The organism is Modestobacter caceresii, from assembly GCF_000761485.1.
In the GTDB taxonomy this organism is placed as follows: domain Bacteria; phylum Actinomycetota; class Actinomycetes; order Mycobacteriales; family Geodermatophilaceae; genus Modestobacter; species Modestobacter caceresii.
The window spans coordinates 40,688-59,114 of the sequence record NZ_JPMX01000028.1; the positions used below are offsets into that span (position 1 = coordinate 40,688).

An 18,427-nucleotide genomic window follows, 5' to 3' on the forward strand; every position below is an offset into this window, starting at 1 on the left:
CTCTCGCACCCTTGCCGGTGCTGCTGCCGTTGCTCGGGGCGGCCGCAGCACTGCTGGTCGGTCGTCACCCGCGGGTGCAGCGGGCGGTCAGCATCGCGGTGCTGGCGGGGGTGGTCGGGGTGTCGGTCGCCCTGCTGCTCATCGCCGACGCCGAGGGTGCGGCTGCGGTCGCCGTGGGTGACTGGCCGGTCCCGGTGGCGATCATGCTCGTGGTCGACCGGCTCTCCGCGCTGATGCTGGTGGTGGCCAGCACGGTCGGGCTGGGCGTCCTCGTGTTCGCCGTGGGCCAGGGCACGGCCGACGGCGACGAGGAGACGCCGCTGTCGATCTTCCACCCGACGTTCCTGGTCCTGATGGCCGGTGTGAGCTACGCCTTCCTGGCCGGGGACCTGTTCAACCTCTACGTCGGTTTCGAGGTCCTGCTGACCTCCAGCTACGTGCTCCTCACCCTGGGCGGCTCGGCGCCGCGGATCCGGGCCGGCATCACCTACGTCGTGGTGAGCCTGCTCAGTTCGTTGCTCTTCCTCGCCTCGATCGCCCTGATCTACGCGGCGACCGGCACGGTCAACCTGGCCCAGCTGGCCATCCGGCTCCCGGAGCTGCCCGACGGGACCCAGCTGATGCTGCAGGCGATGCTGCTGATCGCCTTCGGCATCAAGGCGGCGGTGTTCCCGCTGTCGGCGTGGTTGCCCGACAGCTACCCGACCGCCCCGGCCCCGGTGACCGCCGTGTTCGCCGGCCTGCTCACGAAGGTCGGCGTCTACGCGATCATCCGCACCCAGACGCTGCTGTTCCCCGGCGGTGCGCTCGACGACGTGCTCATGTGGGCCGCCCTGGCCACCATGCTGGTCGGCATCCTCGGCGCGGTCGCGCAGAGCGACGTCCGGCGCATCCTGTCCTTCACCCTGGTCAGCCACATCGGCTACATGGTCTTCGGGATCGCGCTGGCGACCACGGCCGGCCTGGCCGGCGCGATCTTCTACGTCGTCCACCACATCGCCATCCAGACGACCCTCTTCCTGGTCGCCGGGCTCATCGAGCGGCGGGGCGGCACGACGTCGACGGCGCGCCTCGGCGGGCTCGCCACCGCGTCCCCCGTGCTGGCGGTGCTCTTCTTCGTGCCGGCGATGAACCTGGCCGGCATCCCCCCGTTCTCCGGCTTCATCGGCAAGGTCGGCCTGCTGGACGCGGGGATCGCCGTCGGTGGCTGGCAGGTGTACGTGCTGGTGGGGGGTGCGGTGGTGACCAGCCTGCTCACCCTGCTGGCCATGTCGCGGGTCTGGACCCGGGCGTTCTGGCGGCCGCCGACCCAGGCTGCGTCCGCCGACACGGCAGCCGCCGCGGCGCGCGACGCCGGACCGGACGACGGCGCCGAGGACGACCCGGCGGGGGGCGAGGAGCCGGCCGAGGAGCCCCTGCCCGAGGGGCTGGCCGGCGGGGCGACCTCGACCACCACCGCCCGCCGGACCGGACGCCGGGGAGCCTGGCAGCGGCACGTCGCGGTGGCGACGGCGGCGCCCGCCGGCGGCGAGGGACAGCCGACTGGCGGGGCGAACGGCTCCCGGCCGTCGACGCGCCCGTTGCCGGCGGTGATGATGGCGGCGACCACCACGATGGTGCTGCTGACCGTCGGCCTCACGGTGATCGCCGGGCCGTTGTACGGGATGACCACGCGGTCCGCCGGTGACCTGCGGGAGCGGACGCCCTACATCGAGGCCGTCTACGGCGCGGAGGTGGGCGGGTGACCGTCATCGACTCGCCCGTCCGCCGGTTGCGGCTCCGGCTGCCGCTGATCGTCTGGCTGGTGCTGATCTGGAACCTGCTGTGGGGCACCTGGTCCTGGGCGAACCTCATCACCGGGCTGCTGGTCGCCCTGACGGTGACCGTGGTCCTTCCGCTGCCCGCGGTCACCGGTGGCGGCCGGCTCCACCCGGTGGCGGCGCTGTACTTCCTCGGGCACTTCCTGGTGAACCTCATCGTCTCCAGTGCGCAGGTCGCCTGGCAGACGCTGCGGCCCAGCGGGATCCGGCAGAGCGCCGTGCTCCTGGTGCAGCTGCGCACCGACTCGGACCTGCTGCTCAGCGTCATCGCCCAGACCCTCACGCTGGTACCCGGCTCGATGGTGATGGACCTGGACCGGCGGCGGATGACCTTGGGGGTGCACGTGCTGGACGTCGGTGACGAGGCCGACGTCGAACGCCAGCGCGCGGACGTGCTGGCGACCGAGCGGCGGGTGGTGCGCGCCTTCGGGTCCGCGGCGGACATCGCCCGGCTGGACCAGGAACCACCCCGTGGGCACGCCGCTGCCCCTGCCACCACGGAGCCCACCCGATGACCCCGGTGGTGGCACTGATCTTCGGGATGCTCGGGCTGGGCGCGGTCCTGGCGATGATCCGACTGGCGCTGGGGCCCTCCCTGCTGGACCGGGTGGTGGCCACGGACACCATCCTGGTCATCGTCACGGCCGGCCTCGCCGTGCACGCGGCCGTGAACCGGGACCCCACCGTCGTCCCGGTGCTGGTGGTCGTCGCCCTGCTGGTCTTCGTCGGTGCCATCTCCGTCGCCCGTTACGTCGGCGGCATGCTGCTGCGCACCGGCGCGGACGTCGAGGAGCTGGGGGTCTCACCGGCGGCCGAGCAGGTCCAGGGTCACGAGGGGACGGAGAGACCGTGAACGACGTCGAGTCGCTGGCCGACTGGATCGCCCTGGCCTGCCTGCTGACGGGGGCGTTCCTCTGCCTCACCGCCGGTGTCGGGCTGCTGCGCTTCCCCGACGTCCTGTCCCGGATGCACGCCGGCACCAAGCCCCAGGTCATGGGGGTGCTGCTGATCATGGTCGGTGGGGCGATCCGGCTCTCCGGCTGGTCGGCCACCTGGATGCTGCTGCTGGTCGCGGTGTTCCAGCTGATCACCGCGCCGGTCAACGCGCACATGGTCAGCCGGATCGCCTACCGGCGTGGGCACGTCGGACGGGACAGCCTGTTCGTCGACGAGCTGGGGGTGGCCCCCCGCGGCGCGGAGGTGACCGCGGGCGAGGAGGGGCGACGCGGCGACCAGCCGGCGGATGCACCGATCGGCGACGAGACGGAACCGCAGGTCGACGAGGACGACGGAGCCGGCGATCAGGCTGTGGACGAGCCGGCCCGAGAACCGCGCGGCTGAGCCGTCCGGGTGCGGCGTCCTGCCACACCCGGACGGCGGCGGTCCTACCGCTGGGCCCGGTTCACCGCGGAGACGACCGCCCGCAGTGACGCGGTGACGATGTTGGCGTCGATCCCGACGCCCCACAGCACCCGCTCGCCGACGGCGCACTCGACGTAGGCGGCCGCCCGCGCGTCGCCGCCGGAGGAGAGCGCGTGCTCGGCGTAGTCGAGCACCCGGACGTCGACGTCCATGCCGGCCAGTGCGTCGACGAACGCGGCGATCGGGCCGTTGCCGCGGCCGTGCACCGTGGTGGGCACCCCGGAGTCGACGAGCTGGGCGGTGAGCTCGTCGGGGCCGGCGCCGGACGCGGTGTGCTCGTGCCCGCTCAGGGCGAACCGGCCCCAGGGGGCGTCGGCGTCGGGCAGGTACTCGCTGGAGAAGGCGGTCCACATCTGTTCGGCGGTCACCTCGCCGCCCTCGTCCTCGGTGTGCCGCTGGACGACGGCGCTGAACTCGATCTGCAGCCGGCGCGGCAGGTCCAGGTGGTTCTCGGTCTTCATGATGTAGGCGACGCCGCCCTTGCCGGACTGGCTGTTCACCCGGATCACGGCCTCGTAGCTGCGGCCGACGTCCTTGGGGTCGATCGGCAGGTAGGGGACCGCCCACGGGATCTCGTCGACGCTGGTACCGGCCGCCGCGGCGTCGGCCTTCATGACGGCGAACCCCTTGTTGATCGCGTCCTGGTGCGACCCGGAGAACGCGGTGTAGACCAGGTCGCCGCCGTAGGGGTGCCGCTCGTGCACGCCCAGCTGGTTGCAGAACTCGACGGTGCGCCGGATCTCGTCGATGTCGGAGAAGTCGATCTGCGGGTCGATGCCCTGGCTGAACAGGTTCAGGCCCAGGGTCACCAGGTCGACGTTGCCGGTGCGCTCGCCGTTGCCGAACAGGCAGCCCTCGATCCGGTCCGCGCCGGCGCGGTGGCCCAGCTCCGCAGCGGCCACCGCGGTGCCCCGGTCGTTGTGCGGGTGCAGGCTCAGCACGACGGAGTCGCGACGGCCCAGGTTGCGGTGCATCCACTCGATCTGGTCGGCGTAGACCGTCGGCTCGGCCATCTCCACGGTCGCCGGCAGGTTGAGGATGGTCGGCCGGTCGGGGGTCGGCTCCCAGACGTCGGTCACGGCGTTGCAGACCTCGACGGCGAAGTCGAGCTCGGTGCCGGTGAACGACTCGGGGGAGTACTGGAACCGGATCTCGGTGTCCCCGGCCTGCTCGGCCAGCTTGCGCACCAGCTGTGCGCCGTGGACGGCGATGTCGGTGATGCCCGCGCGGTCCTGGCCGAACACGACCCGGCGCTGCAGCGTGGAGGTCGAGTTGTAGAGGTGCACGATCGCCTGCTTGGCGCCGCGCAGGGACTCGAAGGTCCGCTCGATCAGCTCGTCCCGGGCCTGGGTGAGCACCTGGACGGTGACGCCGTCGGGGACCAGGTCCTCCTCGACCAGCTCGCGGATGAAGTCGAAGTCGGTCTGGCTGGCCGCCGGGAAGCCGACCTCGATCTCCTTGTAGCCCATCCGCACCAGCAGCTCGAACATCCGCCGCTTGCGCTCGGGGGTCATCGGGTCGATCAGCGCCTGGTTGCCGTCCCGCAGGTCGACGGCGCACCAACGCGGGGCGGCCGTCGTGGTCGTCTCCGGCCACGTGCGGTCGGGGAGCGCCACGGGAGCGAAGGGCGCGTACTTGCCGATCGGCATCGGCGAGGGGCGCTGGGGATTGCGGGCGTGCGGGTGGTTCTCGTTCACGGGGGGCTCCTCTGGCGGGCTGCGGACAGCTCCGGGATGCGGTCAGCTGGCGCCCGGGGACGCGCGATCACCGCGGCGAGGGAGCCGACCTAGGAGAGGGCCTCGCCGCGGCTGATAAGCAGGAGGCTGCCGCGCACGGGGCAACCGTAGCAGCGGGTCAGGCGACGTCGCAGCCGCAGGCGCAGGCCGGTGCGTGCCCGAGGTCCTCGTTGGAGCCCTCGGCGTACTCGCAGCCGGGCGGGCAGGTGCAGCCGGTGCCCCAGTCGGGGCCACCGAGGTCGCCGGCCGCGCGCCTCGCGCGCCACGCGGCCTCCCGCCGCTCCCGCTGGCGGCGGAGGGCTGCCCACTTCCGCGCGGCGGCGCGTTCGGCCAGGGAGTCGCCGGGGCGGTGCACGTGGTGGTCGTCGGCCGTGCCGCGCTCACTGCGCCGGGAGTCCCGGTCGCGGCGGTCCCGGTCGAAGGTGAAGTCCGGCGGGCTGCGGGTGTAGCGGTGTGGGCCGGACCACCAGCCCTCGTCCCCGTGTCGGGTGTCCAGGTGTGCGGGGAAGCGGCGTCCGCCGCGGTCCCGGACGGTGGCCGGGGACATCGGTGCCACCTCGTGCCCCTGCGCGTCCAGGAGGACCAGCCGGAGCCGGGCCAGCGAGACGATGCGGCTGAACTCGCCGACGCGCAGGTCGCCACGGCCGGCCTCCGCCCGCCCCAGCCGGTCCCGGGACACGCCGGCCACCCCGGCCAGCTCCCGTTGCGACATGTCGGCCAGCCGCCGCACCCGACGCAGCAGCCCCGCCACGTCGGCGTTCGTGCTGCCCGGCGCAGCCGCCGCGGGTTCTCGACGGCACTCCGGTCCCGGCTCGGTTCCCGATCCCGGCTCTGGCTCTGGCTCTGACACGGAGCGAGCGTGTCGACCCAGCCGCCGGCTGGCACCACTCACCCGAGAACTGTGGACAGAGCCCTCCGGAGCGAGGGGTGCCGAGCAGGTCGCGAGCAGTAGTGCTCTGGCTGCACTGGTGCGCCAGAGCACTACTGGCTCCGACACTGCTCTTGGTGCCAGCACGGGCCGCGGGCCTCACAGAACTGCCGCGGGCCCCGCAGCCCTGCTACCTGTGGGCCTGGCGCGAGTCACCGGCCTGCGGCGATCGGAGGCCTGCCGAGGAGCCACGGGCGCGCGACGGCCCCAGGACTGCTGAGAGCCGTGGCGCCTGTCGCGGCGGAGGACCTGCGGCTCCTGTGCTCGGAGGGGCCCTCCCGTCCGGCGGGCGAGCGCAACGGGCGCACAGCTTGCAGGCGTGGTGGGCGACCGCCGCATGGCCTGCCGTGCGGGCGTGGGGCAGTCGCGTCGCGCCGGTAGCCTGAGCCCGTGGCCTTGGTGGTACAGAAGTACGGCGGCTCCTCTGTCGCGAACGCCGAACGCGTCAAGCGTGTGGCCGAGCGCATCGTCGAGGCGAAGAAGAACGGCGACGACGTGGTCGTCGTCGTCTCAGCCATGGGCGACACGACCGACGAACTGCTCGACCAGGCGAGCCAGATCACCGCGAACCCACCGGGTCGCGAGCTGGACATGCTGTTGACCGCCGGCGAGCGCATCTCCATGGCGCTGCTCGCCATCGCGATCTCGACCCACGGGTACGAGGCGCGGTCGTTCACCGGCTCGCAGGCCGGGGTGATCACCACCTCCAGCCACGGCAAGGCGCGGATCATCGACGTCACGCCGGGCCGGCTGCGGGACGCGCTGGACGACGGGTCGATCGTCATCGTCGCCGGCTTCCAGGGCGTCAGCCAGGACACCAAGGACGTGACCACCCTGGGTCGCGGCGGCTCGGACACCACCGCCGTGGCCGTCGCGGCCGCGCTGCGCGCCGACGTCTGCGAGATCTACACCGACGTCGACGGCGTCTTCACCGCCGACCCGCGGATCGTGCCGAACGCCAAGCGGCTGGAGACCATCACCTACGAGGAGATGCTCGAGCTGGCCGCCTCCGGGGCGAAGGTGCTCATGCTCCGCTGCGTCGAGTACGCCCGCCGGTACGGCATCCCGGTGCACGTCCGCAGCTCCTACTCACAGCTCCCCGGCACGATCGTGGCCGGCTCGATGGAGGACCTCACCGTGGAACAGGCGATCATCACCGGCGTCGCGCACGACCGGAGCGAGGGCAAGATCACCGTCTCCGGGGTGCCCGACCGCCCGGGCGAGGCAGCGCAGATCTTCCGCGTGCTGGCCGACGCCGAGGTCAACATCGACATGATCGTGCAGAACGTCTCCAGCGAGGCGAAGCTGACCGACATCTCCTTCACCCTGCCGGTCAGCGACGGCCCCACCGCCATCGCCGCCCTCGAGCGGGTCAAGCACACGGTCGGCTACACCGACATCAGCTTCGACCAGCACATCGGCAAGGTGTCCCTGGTGGGCGCGGGCATGCGCTCGCACCCGGGCGTCTCGGCCAAGTTCTTCGGCGCGCTCGCCGACGCCGGGGTGAACCTCGAGCTGATCAGCACCTCCGAGATCCGGATCTCGGTGGTCTGCCGCGACACCGACGTCGACCTCGCCGTCCGCGCGGTGCACGACGCCTTCGACCTCGGCTCCGACGCGGCCGAGGCAGTGGTCTACGGAGGGACCGGACGATGAGCACCTTCTCCACCGACGGCCTGCGGGTCGGCATCGTCGGCGCCACCGGCCAGGTGGGCGGCGTGATGCGCGAGCTCCTGGCCGCACGCCGCTTCCCGCTCAGCGAACTGCGCTTCTTCGCCTCGGCCCGGTCGGCCGGCAGCACGCTGCCCTGGGGCGACGGCGAGATCACGGTCGAGGACGCCGCGACCGCCGACCCGACCGGCCTGGACATCGCGATCTTCTCCGCCGGCGCGACGACCTCCCGGGCGCAGGCGCCCCGCTTCGCCGCCGCCGGCGTCACGGTCATCGACAACAGCTCCGCCTGGCGGCGCGACCCCGACGTCCCGCTCATCGTCAGCGAGGTCAACCCGCACGCGCTGAGCGAGATCCGCAAGGGGATCATCGCCAACCCGAACTGCACCACCATGGCCGCGATGCCGGTGCTGCGCCCGCTGCACGACGAGGCCGGCCTGGTCCGGCTCATCGCGAGCACCTACCAGGCGGTCTCCGGCAGCGGCGTCGCCGGCGTCGAGGAGCTGCACGGGCAGGCCAAGGCGGTCGTGGACAAGGCCGACGCACTGGCCCACGACGGCTCCGCGGTCACCTTCCCCGAGCCGGTGAAGTACGTGGCGCCGATCGCGTTCAACGTGCTGCCGCTGGCCGGTTCGATCGTCGACGACGGCAGCTTCGAGACCGACGAGGAGCAGAAGCTCCGCAACGAGAGCCGCAAGATCCTCGGCATCCCCGACCTGCGGGTGTCCGGCACGTGCGTCCGGGTGCCGGTCTTCACCGGGCACTCGCTGTCGCTGAACGTCGAGTTCGCCCAGCCGCTGTCGGTGGCCCGGGCGACCGAGCTGCTGTCCGGTGCGCCGGGCGTGCAGCTGGTCGACGTCCCGACCCCGCTGCAGGCGGCGGGGAACGACCCGAGCTACGTGGGCCGGATCCGGCAGGACCCCGGCGTCGATGACGGCCGCGGGCTGGCGCTGTTCATCAGCAACGACAACCTGCGCAAGGGGGCGGCGCTCAACACCGTGCAGATCGCGGAGTTGATCGCTGCGTCACGGTGAGGTGCACCCTGTCACCCTCCGGGTCACACCGCGGCCAGGAGCCGTGCCCGGGCTGCGCTGAGCCGTTGGGTCGCCGCTCGTCGGGCAGCCTCCGGCCGCCGCGACGGGCGACGACTGCGGCACGCGGTGGTCGCCCGTCGGGAGCCTTCGGCCCCGCGCCGGGCGACCACCAGCAGCTTCGCTGCGGTGTCGCGGTCCGTACTCGGACCCGCGCTGGCGACCCGGCCCTGCACTGAGCGCCCTGTTCCTATGGCTTCACGTGGCGGAGTGCGAAGCTGAGGGCGACCTCTACCTGGCGGATGGTCTCCTCGATCACCAGGGAGCCGTGGCCGGCGTCGAAGCGGTAGACCTCGTGGTCCTTGCCGCGTTCGGTCAGCGCGGCCAGGTAGTTGTCGATCTGGCGGATGGGGCAGCGCGGGTCGTTGGCGCCCGCGACCACGAGCACCGGGGCGGCCACCGCGTCGACGTAGGTGATCGGCGAGGAGCGCACGTACACGTCGCGCACCTCCTCCGGTGAGCCGCCGAACAGCGCACGGTCGTAGGCGCGCAGCCCCTCCATCTCGTCCTCGTAGGCAGCCAGGTAGTCAGCGACCGGCACCTCGGCGATCCCGGCCGACCAGCGCTCGGGCTGGGTGCCCAGGCCCAGCAGGGTGAGGAAGCCGCCCCACGAGCCGCCCGAGAGGATCGTCCGGGTCGGGTCGACCACGCCCTCGGCGACCAGGGCGTCGTAGACGGCGCCGACGTCCTCCAGCTCGGTCAGCCCCGGTCGCCCGGTGAGCGCGTCGCGCCACTCGCTGCCGTAGCCGGTCGAGCCCCGGTAGTTGACGTGCACGACCGCGTACCCGGCATCGACGTAGGCCGCCCGGCGCGCGCGGTAGGAGTCGTCGTCCTGCGACTCCGGGCCACCGTGGACGAGGAACGCGGTGGCGAACGGTCCCTCGCCGGCCGGCCGGACCAGGAGCGCGTGCACGTCGCCGCCCGGACCGGGCACCCAGCGGTCCTCCACGGGGTAGGCGGCCGGCGGTGCCTCACCCGGCGCGGCGAGCACGACCGGGCCGTCGGCCCGGCGGATCACCGGCGGCAGCTCGGACGACGACCAGGCCAGCTCCACGGTGCCGTCCGGACGCGCGGTCGCGCCACGGACCACGCCACGGGGGGTGTCGAGCTGCTCCAGCGACCCGGAGCCCAGGTCGTAGCGGTACAGCTCGCTGCGGGCGGCGTGGTCGTGCCCGACCAGCAGCGCCGAGCCGTCCGGGTACCAGCCGGCGGTGACGTCGCCGGGCAGGTCGAGCACCAGCTCGGTCTCGGTGCCGGCAGCGACGTCCCAGATCAGCAGCTCCTCGCGGCCACGGCGCTCGTGGCCCACCAGCAGCCGTTGGTCGCCGGGGGAGGGGGAGAAGCTCAGCGCGTGCAGGCCGCGGCCCTCGCCGTCCCACTTGTCGGCGACCAGGGAGAGGTCGGCGGTGCGCAGCACGCGCAGCGCCGGGTAACGCGGGTCGCCGTGCTCGGAGTGCGAGAAGACCAGCAGCGAGTCGTCGCGGGACAGCGCGTCGACCCCTGCGGTGTCCGGCGAGGCGTAGAACACCGACGGCGTGCCGCCGGCCGGGGCGATCCACAGCTCACTGCCGTCGTCGGTGGAGCGACCCACCGCGGTGACCGTGTGCCCGAGCTCCAGGCCGGCGGGGTAGGCCGGACCCACCTCGGGCAGGGCGACGACGTCCGGTCCGCCGGCGAAGGGCTGGGTCATCCAGATGCCGAACTCGTCGCCGTCGGTGTCGGCGAACCACCAGATCGTCTCGCCGTCGGGGGTCAGCGTCGCGGCCAGGGTGCCGTTGGCGCGGTCGGTGACCTGGCGGTGGGTGTCCGTCTCGCGGTCCCAGGCGTACTGCTCGACGACCCCACTGACGTCGGAGGCGTACAGGCTGCGCTGCGGGGCGTCCTCGGCCCAGTCGGGCAGGCTGACCCGAGGGGCGCGGAACCGGGCCTGCCAGCGCGCGGTGACCTCCTCGGGGAGGGCGGGTGCGGGCGGGTTCGGCGATGGCTCGGCGGTCACCGGGTCATCTTCCCCCTGTGCCGACGGCCGCCTCCGCAGCGGGCGCCCTGCCGGCGGCCGGCCGCTCGACGCCGGCATCGCGGACGGAGTGCTCCGACGCGTCCTCCCGGGCCAGCAGGCGCGCACCCGCGCCGGCAGAGGGGCCGGGCCCCGGAACGCACTCAGGGACCGCCGGATCGGCGGTCCCTGAGTGACTGGTCGGGGTGACAGGATTTGAACCTGCGGCCTCGTCGTCCCGAACGACGCGCGCTACCAAGCTGCGCCACACCCCGCGGTGCGTCGACAACTGTAACCGACGCCCTCGTCGGCGCTGCGACCCCCCGGGGCTCCCCTGCAGAGCAGGGGCAGGCGCGGGTCCTCCTACCGTGCGGTGAGGGTCAGCAGCGTCGCCTCCGGGGGGCAGGCGAACCGCACGGGCGCGTACGGACTGGTGCCCAGCCCGGCCGAGACGTGCAGCCAGGTGCCGTTCGGGGCGGCACCGGAGGGCTCTGCCCACCGGTGCAGCCAGCGCACGTGCTCGCGGTCGATGCCGCAGTTGGTGACCAGGGCGCCGTAGAAGGGCACCCGCAGCTGCCCGCCGTGCGTGTGCCCGCACAGCAGCAGGTCGTACCCGTCGGCGGTGAACCGGTCGAGCACCCGCGGTTCCGGGGAGTGCACCAGCCCGATCCGCACGTCGGCCGTGGGGTCGGCCGGGCCGGCGACGTCGTCGTAGCGGTCCAGCTTGAGGTGCGGGTCGTCGACGCCGGCCAGGGCGATCCGGACGCCGCGCACGGTCAGCGTGCCGGTGTGGTTGGTGAGGTCCAGCCAGCCCCGCGCGGTCATCCCGTCGCGGAGCTCGCGCCACGGGAGCTCGTCACCGTGCACCCGCTTGTGCTCGGTCTTGAAGTACTTGAGCGGGTTCTTCGGCCGGGGTGCGTAGTAGTCGTTGCTCGCCAGCACGAAGGCGCCGGGGAGCTCCATCAGCGGCTCCAGGGCCCGCAGCGTCGCCGGGACGGCGTCCATCCCGGCCAGGTTGTCGCCGGTGGTGATGACGACGTCCGGGTGCAGGGCGGCGAGCCCGGCGACCCAGGCCTGCTTGCTGTGCTGGCCGGCGGTCATGTGCAGGTCCGACAGCTGCAGGACGGTGAGCGGCCGGGAGCCCGGCGGCAGCACCGGGACGTCGAAGCGCCGCAGGGTCCAGTGGGTGCGCTCGACGAGGCCGGCGTAGGCGACGGTGGCGGCGCCGGTGGCCAGCAGGGCAGCAGGGACGGCGGTGGTCGCGCGCATGCGTTGAGCCTAGGGGGAGGGGAACTGCGTCGTCCCGGTCCGGGCGGAGGTGGCAGGCTCTGCACCGTGCCTGAGCTGAAGGACCGACTGCGTGCCGACCTGACCACCGCCATGAAGGGCCGCGACGAGCTGCGCACCGCGACGCTGCGCATGGTGCTCTCCGCCGTGACCGCCGAGGAGGTCTCCGGCAAGGAGGCCCGGGAGCTGAGCGACGAGGAGGTGCAGGCGGTGCTGCGCCGGGAGGCGAAGAAGCGCCGTGAGGCGGCCGACGCCTTCGCCGGTGCCGGCCGCGCCGACCAGGCCGAGCGGGAGAAGGCCGAGGAGGGCGTGCTGGCGACCTACCTGCCCGCCCAGCTCGAGGACGCCGATCTGACCGCGCTCGTCGCGGACGTGATCACCACGACCGGTGCCGCCGGGATGAAGGACATGGGCAAGGTCATGGGCGCCGTGCAAGGCCGGGTGGCAGGTCGGGCCGACGGCGGCCGGGTGGCCGCAGAGGTGCGCCGCCAGCTCGGCTGAGCGGGGGCGCGCTCAGCGTCCTCAGAACGGTAGAGGGGCCGGGCCCGTAGGCCCGGCCCCTCTGCCGTTCGGTCAGCCGGGCTGACCGTCCCCGTTCAGGTCGGGCTGCGGAGCGGCGGGGTCGGCCGGGGGAGCCGCTTCGGTGGACGGCGCTGCGGCGGTCGACGGTGCCGGCTCGGTGGCCGTGCTGCTGTCCCGGCTCGACGTCCGGTTCCAGCGCTGCGATCCGCGGTCGTCGTCGTTCGAGGACGAGGACGACGGCCGGGCGCTCGTGGGCGGCGCGTCGACCCCGCGCCCGGCGAACCTCGGGTCGGCCGCCGGGAACTCCGCGGCGGGCTGCCCGGAGAGGATCGGCAGCATCGCGTCGTGCCAGATGGTGGCCGGCCGGCCACCGCCGTAGCCACCGACGCTGTCGGTCCCGGTCGGGCGGAACACCATGACGCTGGCGGTGTACTCCGGGGTGGACCCGACGAAGGTCACCGAGTCGTTGTTGTTCACCGTGCCGGTCTTGCCGGCGATCTGGTGGCCGGGGATGTAGGCGCGCGCGCCGGTCTGCATCCGGTTCCCCGGCTCGACGTCCTTGCGCAGCATCTGGCTCAGGGTGTTCGCGAGGCCGGGCTCGACCACCTGCTCGCACTGGTCGCCGGGGACGAGCGGCTGGCCGTCGTCATCGGTGACCGGCTCGCCGTTGCGGTCGACGATCTGCAGCACCGGCTTCGGGGTGCACTTCACGCCGCTGGCCGCGATCGTCGCGTAGGCGTTGGCCAGGTCGAGCGGGCTGACCCCGTCGGTGCCGTAGGCGAACGAGGGCCGGTTCTCGTCGATGATCTGCTGGGCCGGGGTCTGGGTCACTGAGTAGTCGAAGGTCATGCCCAGCCGCTCGGCCATCCGGACCGCCGGCTCGATGCGGCCCAACGCGTCCTCCAGCGCCAGGAAGTAGGTGTTGGAGGACATGTAGAGCGCCTGGGTCATGGTCAGCGTGTTCGGGTAGTTGTTGCCCACGTTGCCGACCGAGTAGGGCTCGTACTCCGCGGTGTCGGTGTTGAAGCCCCGGTAGACCCGGCTGGTGTAGGGCTCGCTGGTGGTGATCGTGTGGCTGGCCGGCAGCCCCTGCTCCAGCGCGGCCGCGGCGACGAAGGTCTTGAACGTCGAGCCGGAGCCCTTGGTGGGGATGGTGGCGAAGTTGACCGACTCGCAGCCCGCTGCCGGGTCACCGCAGCCGAACCGCCGGTTCACGCTCATCGCCAGCACGTGCCCGGTGCCGGGCTCGATCGCGTCGTAGACCCCGACGATCGGGTCGCCCATGCCCTGGGTGGCCAGCACGGCCGCGTCACCGGCGAGCTGCATGTCCGGGCGGAGGGTGGTCTGGATCGTCCAGCCGTTGTTCTTGATGTCGTCCGGGCTCACCCCCAGCGTGCCGGTCAGGTAGCTCATGACGTAGTCGCAGAAGAAGCCGCCGATCGCGGCGTCGATGCAGCCGTTCGGCGCGTTGCCGCCGGGGGCCAGCGGGATCGGCGCGGCGGAGACGTCGGCGAGCTCCTGGTCGGTGATGTGCTCGAGCTGGTGCATCCGGTTCAGCACCTGATCACGCCGGGTCGTCGCCTCGGCCGGGTAGGCGATCGGGTCGAACTTGGGGCTCTGCACCAGCCCGGCGAGCACCGATGCCTGCGGCAGCGTCAGGTCGGCGGCGTTCACGCTGAAGTACTTCTGCGCGGCCGACTGGATGCCGTAGGCGCCCTGGCCGAAGTAGGCGATGTTCAGGTAGCGGGTGAGGATCTCGTCCTTGGAGTACTCCTCCTCCAGCGCGAGGGCGAGGCGGGCCTCCTTGAGCTTGCGGCCGACCGACTCCTCCTCGGCAGCGGCCCGCTCCTCCGCGTTGTCCGCGGTCTGCAGCAGGGTCTGCTTGACCAGCTGCTGGGTCAGCGTCGACCCGCCCTCGAGCACCTCCCCGGCGGCGAGGTTCTTCGCCAGCGCCCGCGTCGTGCCCTCGACGTCCAGCCCGTTGTGCTGGTAGAAGCGCGAGTCCTCGATGTCGACGATCGCCTGCTTCATCACGTCGGAGATCTGGTCGTGCGTCACCGGCGTGCGGTTGTTGTCGTAGAACTGCGTGATCGGCGTCCCGTCGGCGGCCACCATGGTGGCGTTGCCGTTCGGCGTCTCGTCGGTGAGCTCGACCGGGAGGGCGTCGAGCAGGCTGGCGGAGTTCCGGGCGACGAGCCCGGTCCCCCCGACCAAGGGCAGCAACATGGCAGCGACCAGGGCGCCGGCCACGACGATCGTGACGGCCAGCTTGACCAGGGCACCGAGCGGGGAACGCGCAGAGTCGGACATCGCAGGCCAAGGTACCTGCCCGGGGGGTCTGTGTGGGGTGCCTCTGACGCAACGCGCGGAGCGGCCGCCGAGGACGTCGGCAGGCCGCCCCGCACGGCGGTCAGGACATCTGGTAGCGGTTCGCCCGCTTGAACGTGCCCATGTCGTTGAATCGCACCCCGTTGGCGGCCAGCACCGGGTGGATGTCCCGCTCCATCAGCTGCCGCACGTAGAACGGGTCGGCCACGTAGAAGTGGTGGATCGGGTGGGTGCTGCCGAAGTTCAGGCAGAAGACCTGGAAGGGCACCAGGTACCAGCGGTTGAACACCTGGGTCTGCTGCAGCACGTTGCCCTGCTCGACGTCCCCCTGATAGTGCATGTTGCTGCTGATGAAGTGCAGGCAGAAGCCCCGCCACACGTTCGGGCCGACCCAGACGACGGTCAGCACGGTGAGCACCTGGAGCCAGGACGTCGGCACGGCGGCGCCCAGCCAGCTCGCCACGTGCAGGCCCAGGAACGCGTACCAGATGGTGATCGCCACCGGGGTCAGCCCGATGCTCGCCTTGAGGATGGTGCGCCGCCAGAGCGCGTCCTCGGCGTCCTTCGGCCGGGTGGTGACGATCCGGATCAGGGCGGGCACGTACGGGTCGAGCAGGCTGTAGAGCCGGACGGCGCCCCACGGCTTGCCGTTGGTGATCGACACCTCCTCGATGTCGTCGGGCAGCCCCGAGTACGCGTGGTGCCGCAGGTGCAGCCGGATCCGGTAGACCGGGTTGATCGTGTACGGCCGGATCGCCCAGACGCCGAAGAGCAGCGCGTACCGCACGGCCTTGCGGCGGCGGAAGTAGAGGGCGTGGATCAGGTCGTGCTCCACCTCGTGCCCGATCGCGGCGAAGGCCGCCGACAGCAGCAGGGTCACGTACCAGGGCAGCACGCCGGTCAGGTACAGCGCGCCGCTGCCGACGAAGCCGAGGACGGCGACGGAGAAGGCGGTCAGCCCGAGGGCGTCCTGGTGCCGCAGCACCGGGTGGTCGCGCCGCAGCTCCTGCGACCGACGGCGGATCGCGCTGGTGATGACCTTGGTGCGGGCCTTGTCGTCGGGGGAGAGCCCGACGGTGTCGACCGGGATCTCGACGGGGAGGTCGGCGGCGGCGGGGACGGCGATGCCGGTGCCGGTGACGAAGAGGCCGGCCGGCTCCGGCGACGTCGTCGCGGTGGTGCGGTCGAGCTCGGGTGCGGTGCTCATGCCTGGTGTGTCATCCCTCCGACGGAACGGTCGGGCGGACGCTAACGGAGCGTCACGACCGCGACCAGGTCCCGGGATGACGTGGGCACGAACGGGTGACCGGCCTGCCCCTCCTGCCCCTCGAGCCCCACGGAGGGGTGGGGTCAGCCGGCCTGGGAGCGCAGCGGCAGCACCCGACTGCGCGGCGTGCCCGTCCCGGTGCCGTCCTCCGCGGCGAGCAGCGCCTCACCCATCACCCGCAGCCCGTCCAGGTCGTGCACGTCCCCGGCCGCGGCCGGCACCGTCCGCACCGGCACCTCCGGGTGGGCGCTGGTGAACCGGTCGGCCAGCCGCTGCTCGCGGGTCGCGACGGTCATCCGCTCGGCGTGCACCCGCAGCGCTCCCGCGGCCAGCTTCGAGCCCGGGCCCCCTGCCTCGGCCACGGCTTCGGCGGCACCCTCGGCGCGGGTGGCGGACAGGGCCGTGGTGGCCGGCGGGTGGGTGCGGTTGAGCACCAGCCCGACCAGCGGCATGCCCTCGGTGGAGAGCCGGTCGACGAAGTACGAGGCCTCGCGCAGTGCATCCGGCTCCGGGGCGGCGACGACGACGAACGACGTCCCCGGCTGGCGGAGCATCTCGTACGTCGCGTCGGCGCGCTCCCGGAAGCCGCCGAACATGGTGTCCAGCGCGGAGACGAACGCCGAGATGTCGTTGAGCAGCTGGCCGCCCAGGATCTTGCTGATGATCCGGCTGAACAGCAGGAAGCCGGCCCCGACGAACCGGACCCCGGCCCGGCCGCCGGCCCGCGCGGGGGCGGTGAGCAGCCGGATCATCGTGCCGTCGAGGAAGCGGCTCATCCGGTTCGGGGCGTCCAGGAAGTCCAGCGCCGACCGGGACGGCGGGGTGTCGACGATCACCAGGTCCCAGCGGTCGCTGGCCCGCAGCTGCCCGAGCTTCTCCATCGCCATGTACTCCTGCGTGCCGGCGAAGGAGGAGGAGAGCGCCTGGTAGAAGGGGTTCTCGAAGATCACCTGCGCCCGCTCGGGCGTCGAGTGCGCGGCGACGACGTCGTCGAACGTCCGCTTCATGTCCAGCATCATCGCGTGCAGCTCACCCGGGGAACCGGGCGTCTCGACCAGCCGCGGCTCGTTGTCCAGCTCGACCAGGCCCAGCGACTGGGCCAGCCGGCGGGCCGGGTCGATGGTCAGCACGACGACCTCCCGTCCGGCCTCGGCCGCGGCCAGCGCGAGCGCCGCCGAGGTGGTCGTCTTGCCCACGCCGCCAGAACCGCAGCACACGATGATCCGCGTGCTCCGGTCGCTGACCAGCGCGGCCAGGTCCAGCGGCGGTGCCGGGGCGGGCCGCCGCGGCGGCTGGGCGGCGGTCACGCCGCGACCTCGTCGCGCAGGTGCCCGTCGAGCCGGTCGGCCAGCTCGAACAGGCAACCCAGGTCGATCGGGGACGACGACAGCGGCAGCTCCACCAGTGGGCGGCCCAGCGCCTCGACGTCCCCGCGCAGTGCGTCCTGGGCGATCCAGCGGCGGGCGTGCTCGACCGCCTCGGCGACCAGCCCGTCCGCCAGCCCGTCGATCCCGGTCAACTGCGCCGCGGTCAGCGCGGGCACCAGGTCGGCGCCGGTGAGCCGGCCCTCGGCGGTGCGGGCCAGGCTGGCGGCCGGGAGGAGCGGTTCGGTCGCCATGTTGACGATCACCGACCCGACCGGCAGCCCGGCCGCGGTCAGCTCGGTGATCGCGTCAGCGGTCTCCTGCACCGGCATGTCCTCCAGCAGGGTCACCACGTGCACCGCCGTCTGCGGCGAGCGGAACACCGCCATCACCCCGTCGCTCTGCGCCCTGATCGGGCCGGACCGGGCCAGCCCGGCCACCTCGTTGGTCACGTTGAGGAACCGGGTGATCCGGCCGGTCGGTGGCGCGTCGACGACGACGGCGTCGTAGACCAGTCGGCCCTTCTCCCGCCGGGTCACCGCCTCCTTGATCTTCCCGGTGAGCAGCACGTCGCGGAGCCCGGGCGCGATCGCGGTGGCGAAGTCGATCGCGCCCATCTTGCGCAGCGCCCGGCCGGCCCGCTTCAGGTTGTAGAACATGTCGAGGTACTCGAGGAAGGCCGCCTCCACGTCGATCGCCAGCGCCTTCACCTCACCGCCCCCGCGGGCCACCGCGACGCGCCGCTCCTCGTAGGGGAGGGGCGGGGTGTCGAAGAGCTGGGCGATGCCCTGCCGCCCCTCGGTCTCCACCAGCAGCACGTGGCCGCCGTCGGCGGCCAGCGACAGGGCCAGGGCAGCGGCGACCGTCGTCTTCCCGGTGCCGCCCTTCCCGGTGACGACGTGGCACCGCACGGGCACCGTTCCTGCGCGCGACGGTTCCCGGTGCACCGGCTCTGAGCTCACCCGCACCAGCCTACGAGCGGTGACCGACTCCGGCGC

At 72.8% G+C, this 18,427-nt stretch carries 15 protein-coding genes and 1 tRNA gene; 7 read left to right on the forward strand and 9 right to left on the reverse strand.

The window, feature by feature from the left end:
- Positions 1-17: 17 nt before the first annotated feature.
- Genes IN07_RS08475 through mnhG form a run of 4 tightly spaced genes read left to right on the forward strand, consistent with a single transcriptional unit; the run spans position 18 to position 3,161 of the window.
- Positions 18-1,745 carry a Na+/H+ antiporter subunit D gene (locus tag IN07_RS08475; protein WP_231558061.1) on the forward strand — a complete coding sequence of 576 codons (1,728 nt, stop codon included), beginning with the start codon at positions 18-20 and terminating at the stop codon, positions 1,743-1,745.
- Positions 1,742-2,335 carry a Na+/H+ antiporter subunit E gene (locus IN07_RS08480; protein WP_052091037.1) on the forward strand — a complete coding sequence of 198 codons (594 nt, stop codon included), beginning with the start codon at positions 1,742-1,744 and terminating at the stop codon, positions 2,333-2,335. The genes IN07_RS08475 and IN07_RS08480 overlap by 4 nt, the downstream gene beginning before the upstream one ends.
- Complete coding sequence (locus tag IN07_RS08485) at positions 2,332-2,673, forward strand: monovalent cation/H+ antiporter complex subunit F (RefSeq protein WP_036335146.1); 342 nt, start codon at positions 2,332-2,334, stop codon at positions 2,671-2,673. Before IN07_RS08480 ends, IN07_RS08485 begins: the two co-directional genes overlap by 4 nt.
- Complete coding sequence (gene mnhG, locus IN07_RS08490; RefSeq protein WP_081975275.1) at positions 2,670-3,161, forward strand: monovalent cation/H(+) antiporter subunit G; 492 nt, start codon at positions 2,670-2,672, stop codon at positions 3,159-3,161. Before IN07_RS08485 ends, mnhG begins: the two co-directional genes overlap by 4 nt.
- 44 nt (positions 3,162-3,205) lie before the next feature.
- Here the strand turns inward: mnhG and leuA are convergent, their stop codons facing one another.
- A complete protein-coding gene (gene leuA / locus IN07_RS08495) occupies positions 3,206-4,939 on the reverse strand; it encodes a 2-isopropylmalate synthase (protein ID WP_081975276.1) in 1,734 nt (577 codons plus the stop codon).
- A 157-nt stretch (positions 4,940-5,096) separates the two neighbouring features.
- A complete protein-coding gene (locus tag IN07_RS26665; protein ID WP_052091038.1) occupies positions 5,097-5,729 on the reverse strand; it encodes a helix-turn-helix domain-containing protein in 633 nt (210 codons plus the stop codon).
- A gap of 567 nt (positions 5,730-6,296) precedes the next feature.
- Here IN07_RS26665 and IN07_RS08505 point away from each other — a divergent pair.
- Together IN07_RS08505 and IN07_RS08510 are read left to right on the forward strand one after the other, a co-directional pair.
- Positions 6,297-7,562 (forward strand): aspartate kinase, encoded by a 1,266-nt coding sequence (locus IN07_RS08505; RefSeq protein WP_036335149.1) that lies wholly within the window; start codon positions 6,297-6,299, stop codon positions 7,560-7,562.
- Positions 7,559-8,611 carry an aspartate-semialdehyde dehydrogenase gene (locus IN07_RS08510; protein ID WP_036335152.1) on the forward strand — a complete coding sequence of 351 codons (1,053 nt, stop codon included), beginning with the start codon at positions 7,559-7,561 and terminating at the stop codon, positions 8,609-8,611. Before IN07_RS08505 ends, IN07_RS08510 begins: the two co-directional genes overlap by 4 nt.
- A gap of 247 nt (positions 8,612-8,858) precedes the next feature.
- On the opposite strand, the gene IN07_RS08515 is transcribed toward IN07_RS08510, so the two are convergent.
- The 3 genes from IN07_RS08515 to IN07_RS08525 form a co-directional block, all read right to left on the reverse strand.
- Entirely contained in the window at positions 8,859-10,664 is a 1,806-nt protein-coding gene (locus tag IN07_RS08515; RefSeq protein WP_036335154.1) for a S9 family peptidase, read from the reverse strand.
- Positions 10,665-10,859: 195 nt separating this feature from the next.
- Positions 10,860-10,936: transfer RNA gene (locus IN07_RS08520), tRNA-Pro, on the reverse strand.
- 88 nt (positions 10,937-11,024) lie between these two features.
- A complete protein-coding gene (locus IN07_RS08525) occupies positions 11,025-11,930 on the reverse strand; it encodes a metallophosphoesterase (RefSeq protein ID WP_052091039.1) in 906 nt (301 codons plus the stop codon).
- Positions 11,931-11,996: 66 nt separating this feature from the next.
- Between IN07_RS08525 and IN07_RS08530 the strand changes: the two genes are divergently transcribed.
- The gene (locus IN07_RS08530; protein WP_036335156.1) at positions 11,997-12,449 is read left to right on the forward strand and encodes a GatB/YqeY domain-containing protein; all 453 of its coding nucleotides are present in this window, start codon (positions 11,997-11,999) and stop codon (positions 12,447-12,449) included.
- Positions 12,450-12,521: 72 nt separating this feature from the next.
- Here the strand turns inward: IN07_RS08530 and IN07_RS08535 are convergent, their stop codons facing one another.
- The 4 genes from IN07_RS08535 to IN07_RS08550 all read right to left on the reverse strand — a co-directional run bounded on the left by IN07_RS08535 (position 12,522) and on the right by IN07_RS08550 (position 18,391).
- Entirely contained in the window at positions 12,522-14,780 is a 2,259-nt protein-coding gene (locus tag IN07_RS08535) for a transglycosylase domain-containing protein (protein ID WP_036335157.1), read from the reverse strand.
- 100 nt (positions 14,781-14,880) lie between these two features.
- Positions 14,881-16,005 carry a fatty acid desaturase gene (locus tag IN07_RS08540; RefSeq protein ID WP_081975278.1) on the reverse strand — a complete coding sequence of 375 codons (1,125 nt, stop codon included), beginning with the start codon at positions 16,003-16,005 and terminating at the stop codon, positions 14,881-14,883.
- 143 nt (positions 16,006-16,148) lie between these two features.
- Complete coding sequence (locus IN07_RS08545; protein ID WP_036335158.1) at positions 16,149-17,372, reverse strand: ArsA family ATPase; 1,224 nt, start codon at positions 17,370-17,372, stop codon at positions 16,149-16,151.
- Entirely contained in the window at positions 17,369-18,391 is a 1,023-nt protein-coding gene (locus tag IN07_RS08550; protein WP_231558062.1) for an ArsA-related P-loop ATPase, read from the reverse strand. Before IN07_RS08550 ends, IN07_RS08545 begins: the two co-directional genes overlap by 4 nt.
- Between the last annotated feature and the right edge of the window lie 36 nt (positions 18,392-18,427).

Excerpts from the sequence above, each read along its gene's own strand:
- IN07_RS08485 (WP_036335146.1), top strand. The coding sequence starts at position 2,332 with ATGACCCCGGTGGTGGCACTGATCTTCGGGATGCTCGGGCTGGGCGCG.
- IN07_RS08510 (WP_036335152.1), top strand. The coding sequence starts at position 7,559 with ATGAGCACCTTCTCCACCGACGGCCTGCGGGTCGGCATCGTCGGCGCC.
- IN07_RS08525 (WP_052091039.1), bottom strand. The coding sequence starts at position 11,930 with ATGCGCGCGACCACCGCCGTCCCTGCTGCCCTGCTGGCCACCGGCGCC.
- IN07_RS08535 (WP_036335157.1), bottom strand. The coding sequence starts at position 14,780 with ATGTCCGACTCTGCGCGTTCCCCGCTCGGTGCCCTGGTCAAGCTGGCC.
- IN07_RS08540 (WP_081975278.1), bottom strand. The coding sequence starts at position 16,005 with ATGAGCACCGCACCCGAGCTCGACCGCACCACCGCGACGACGTCGCCG.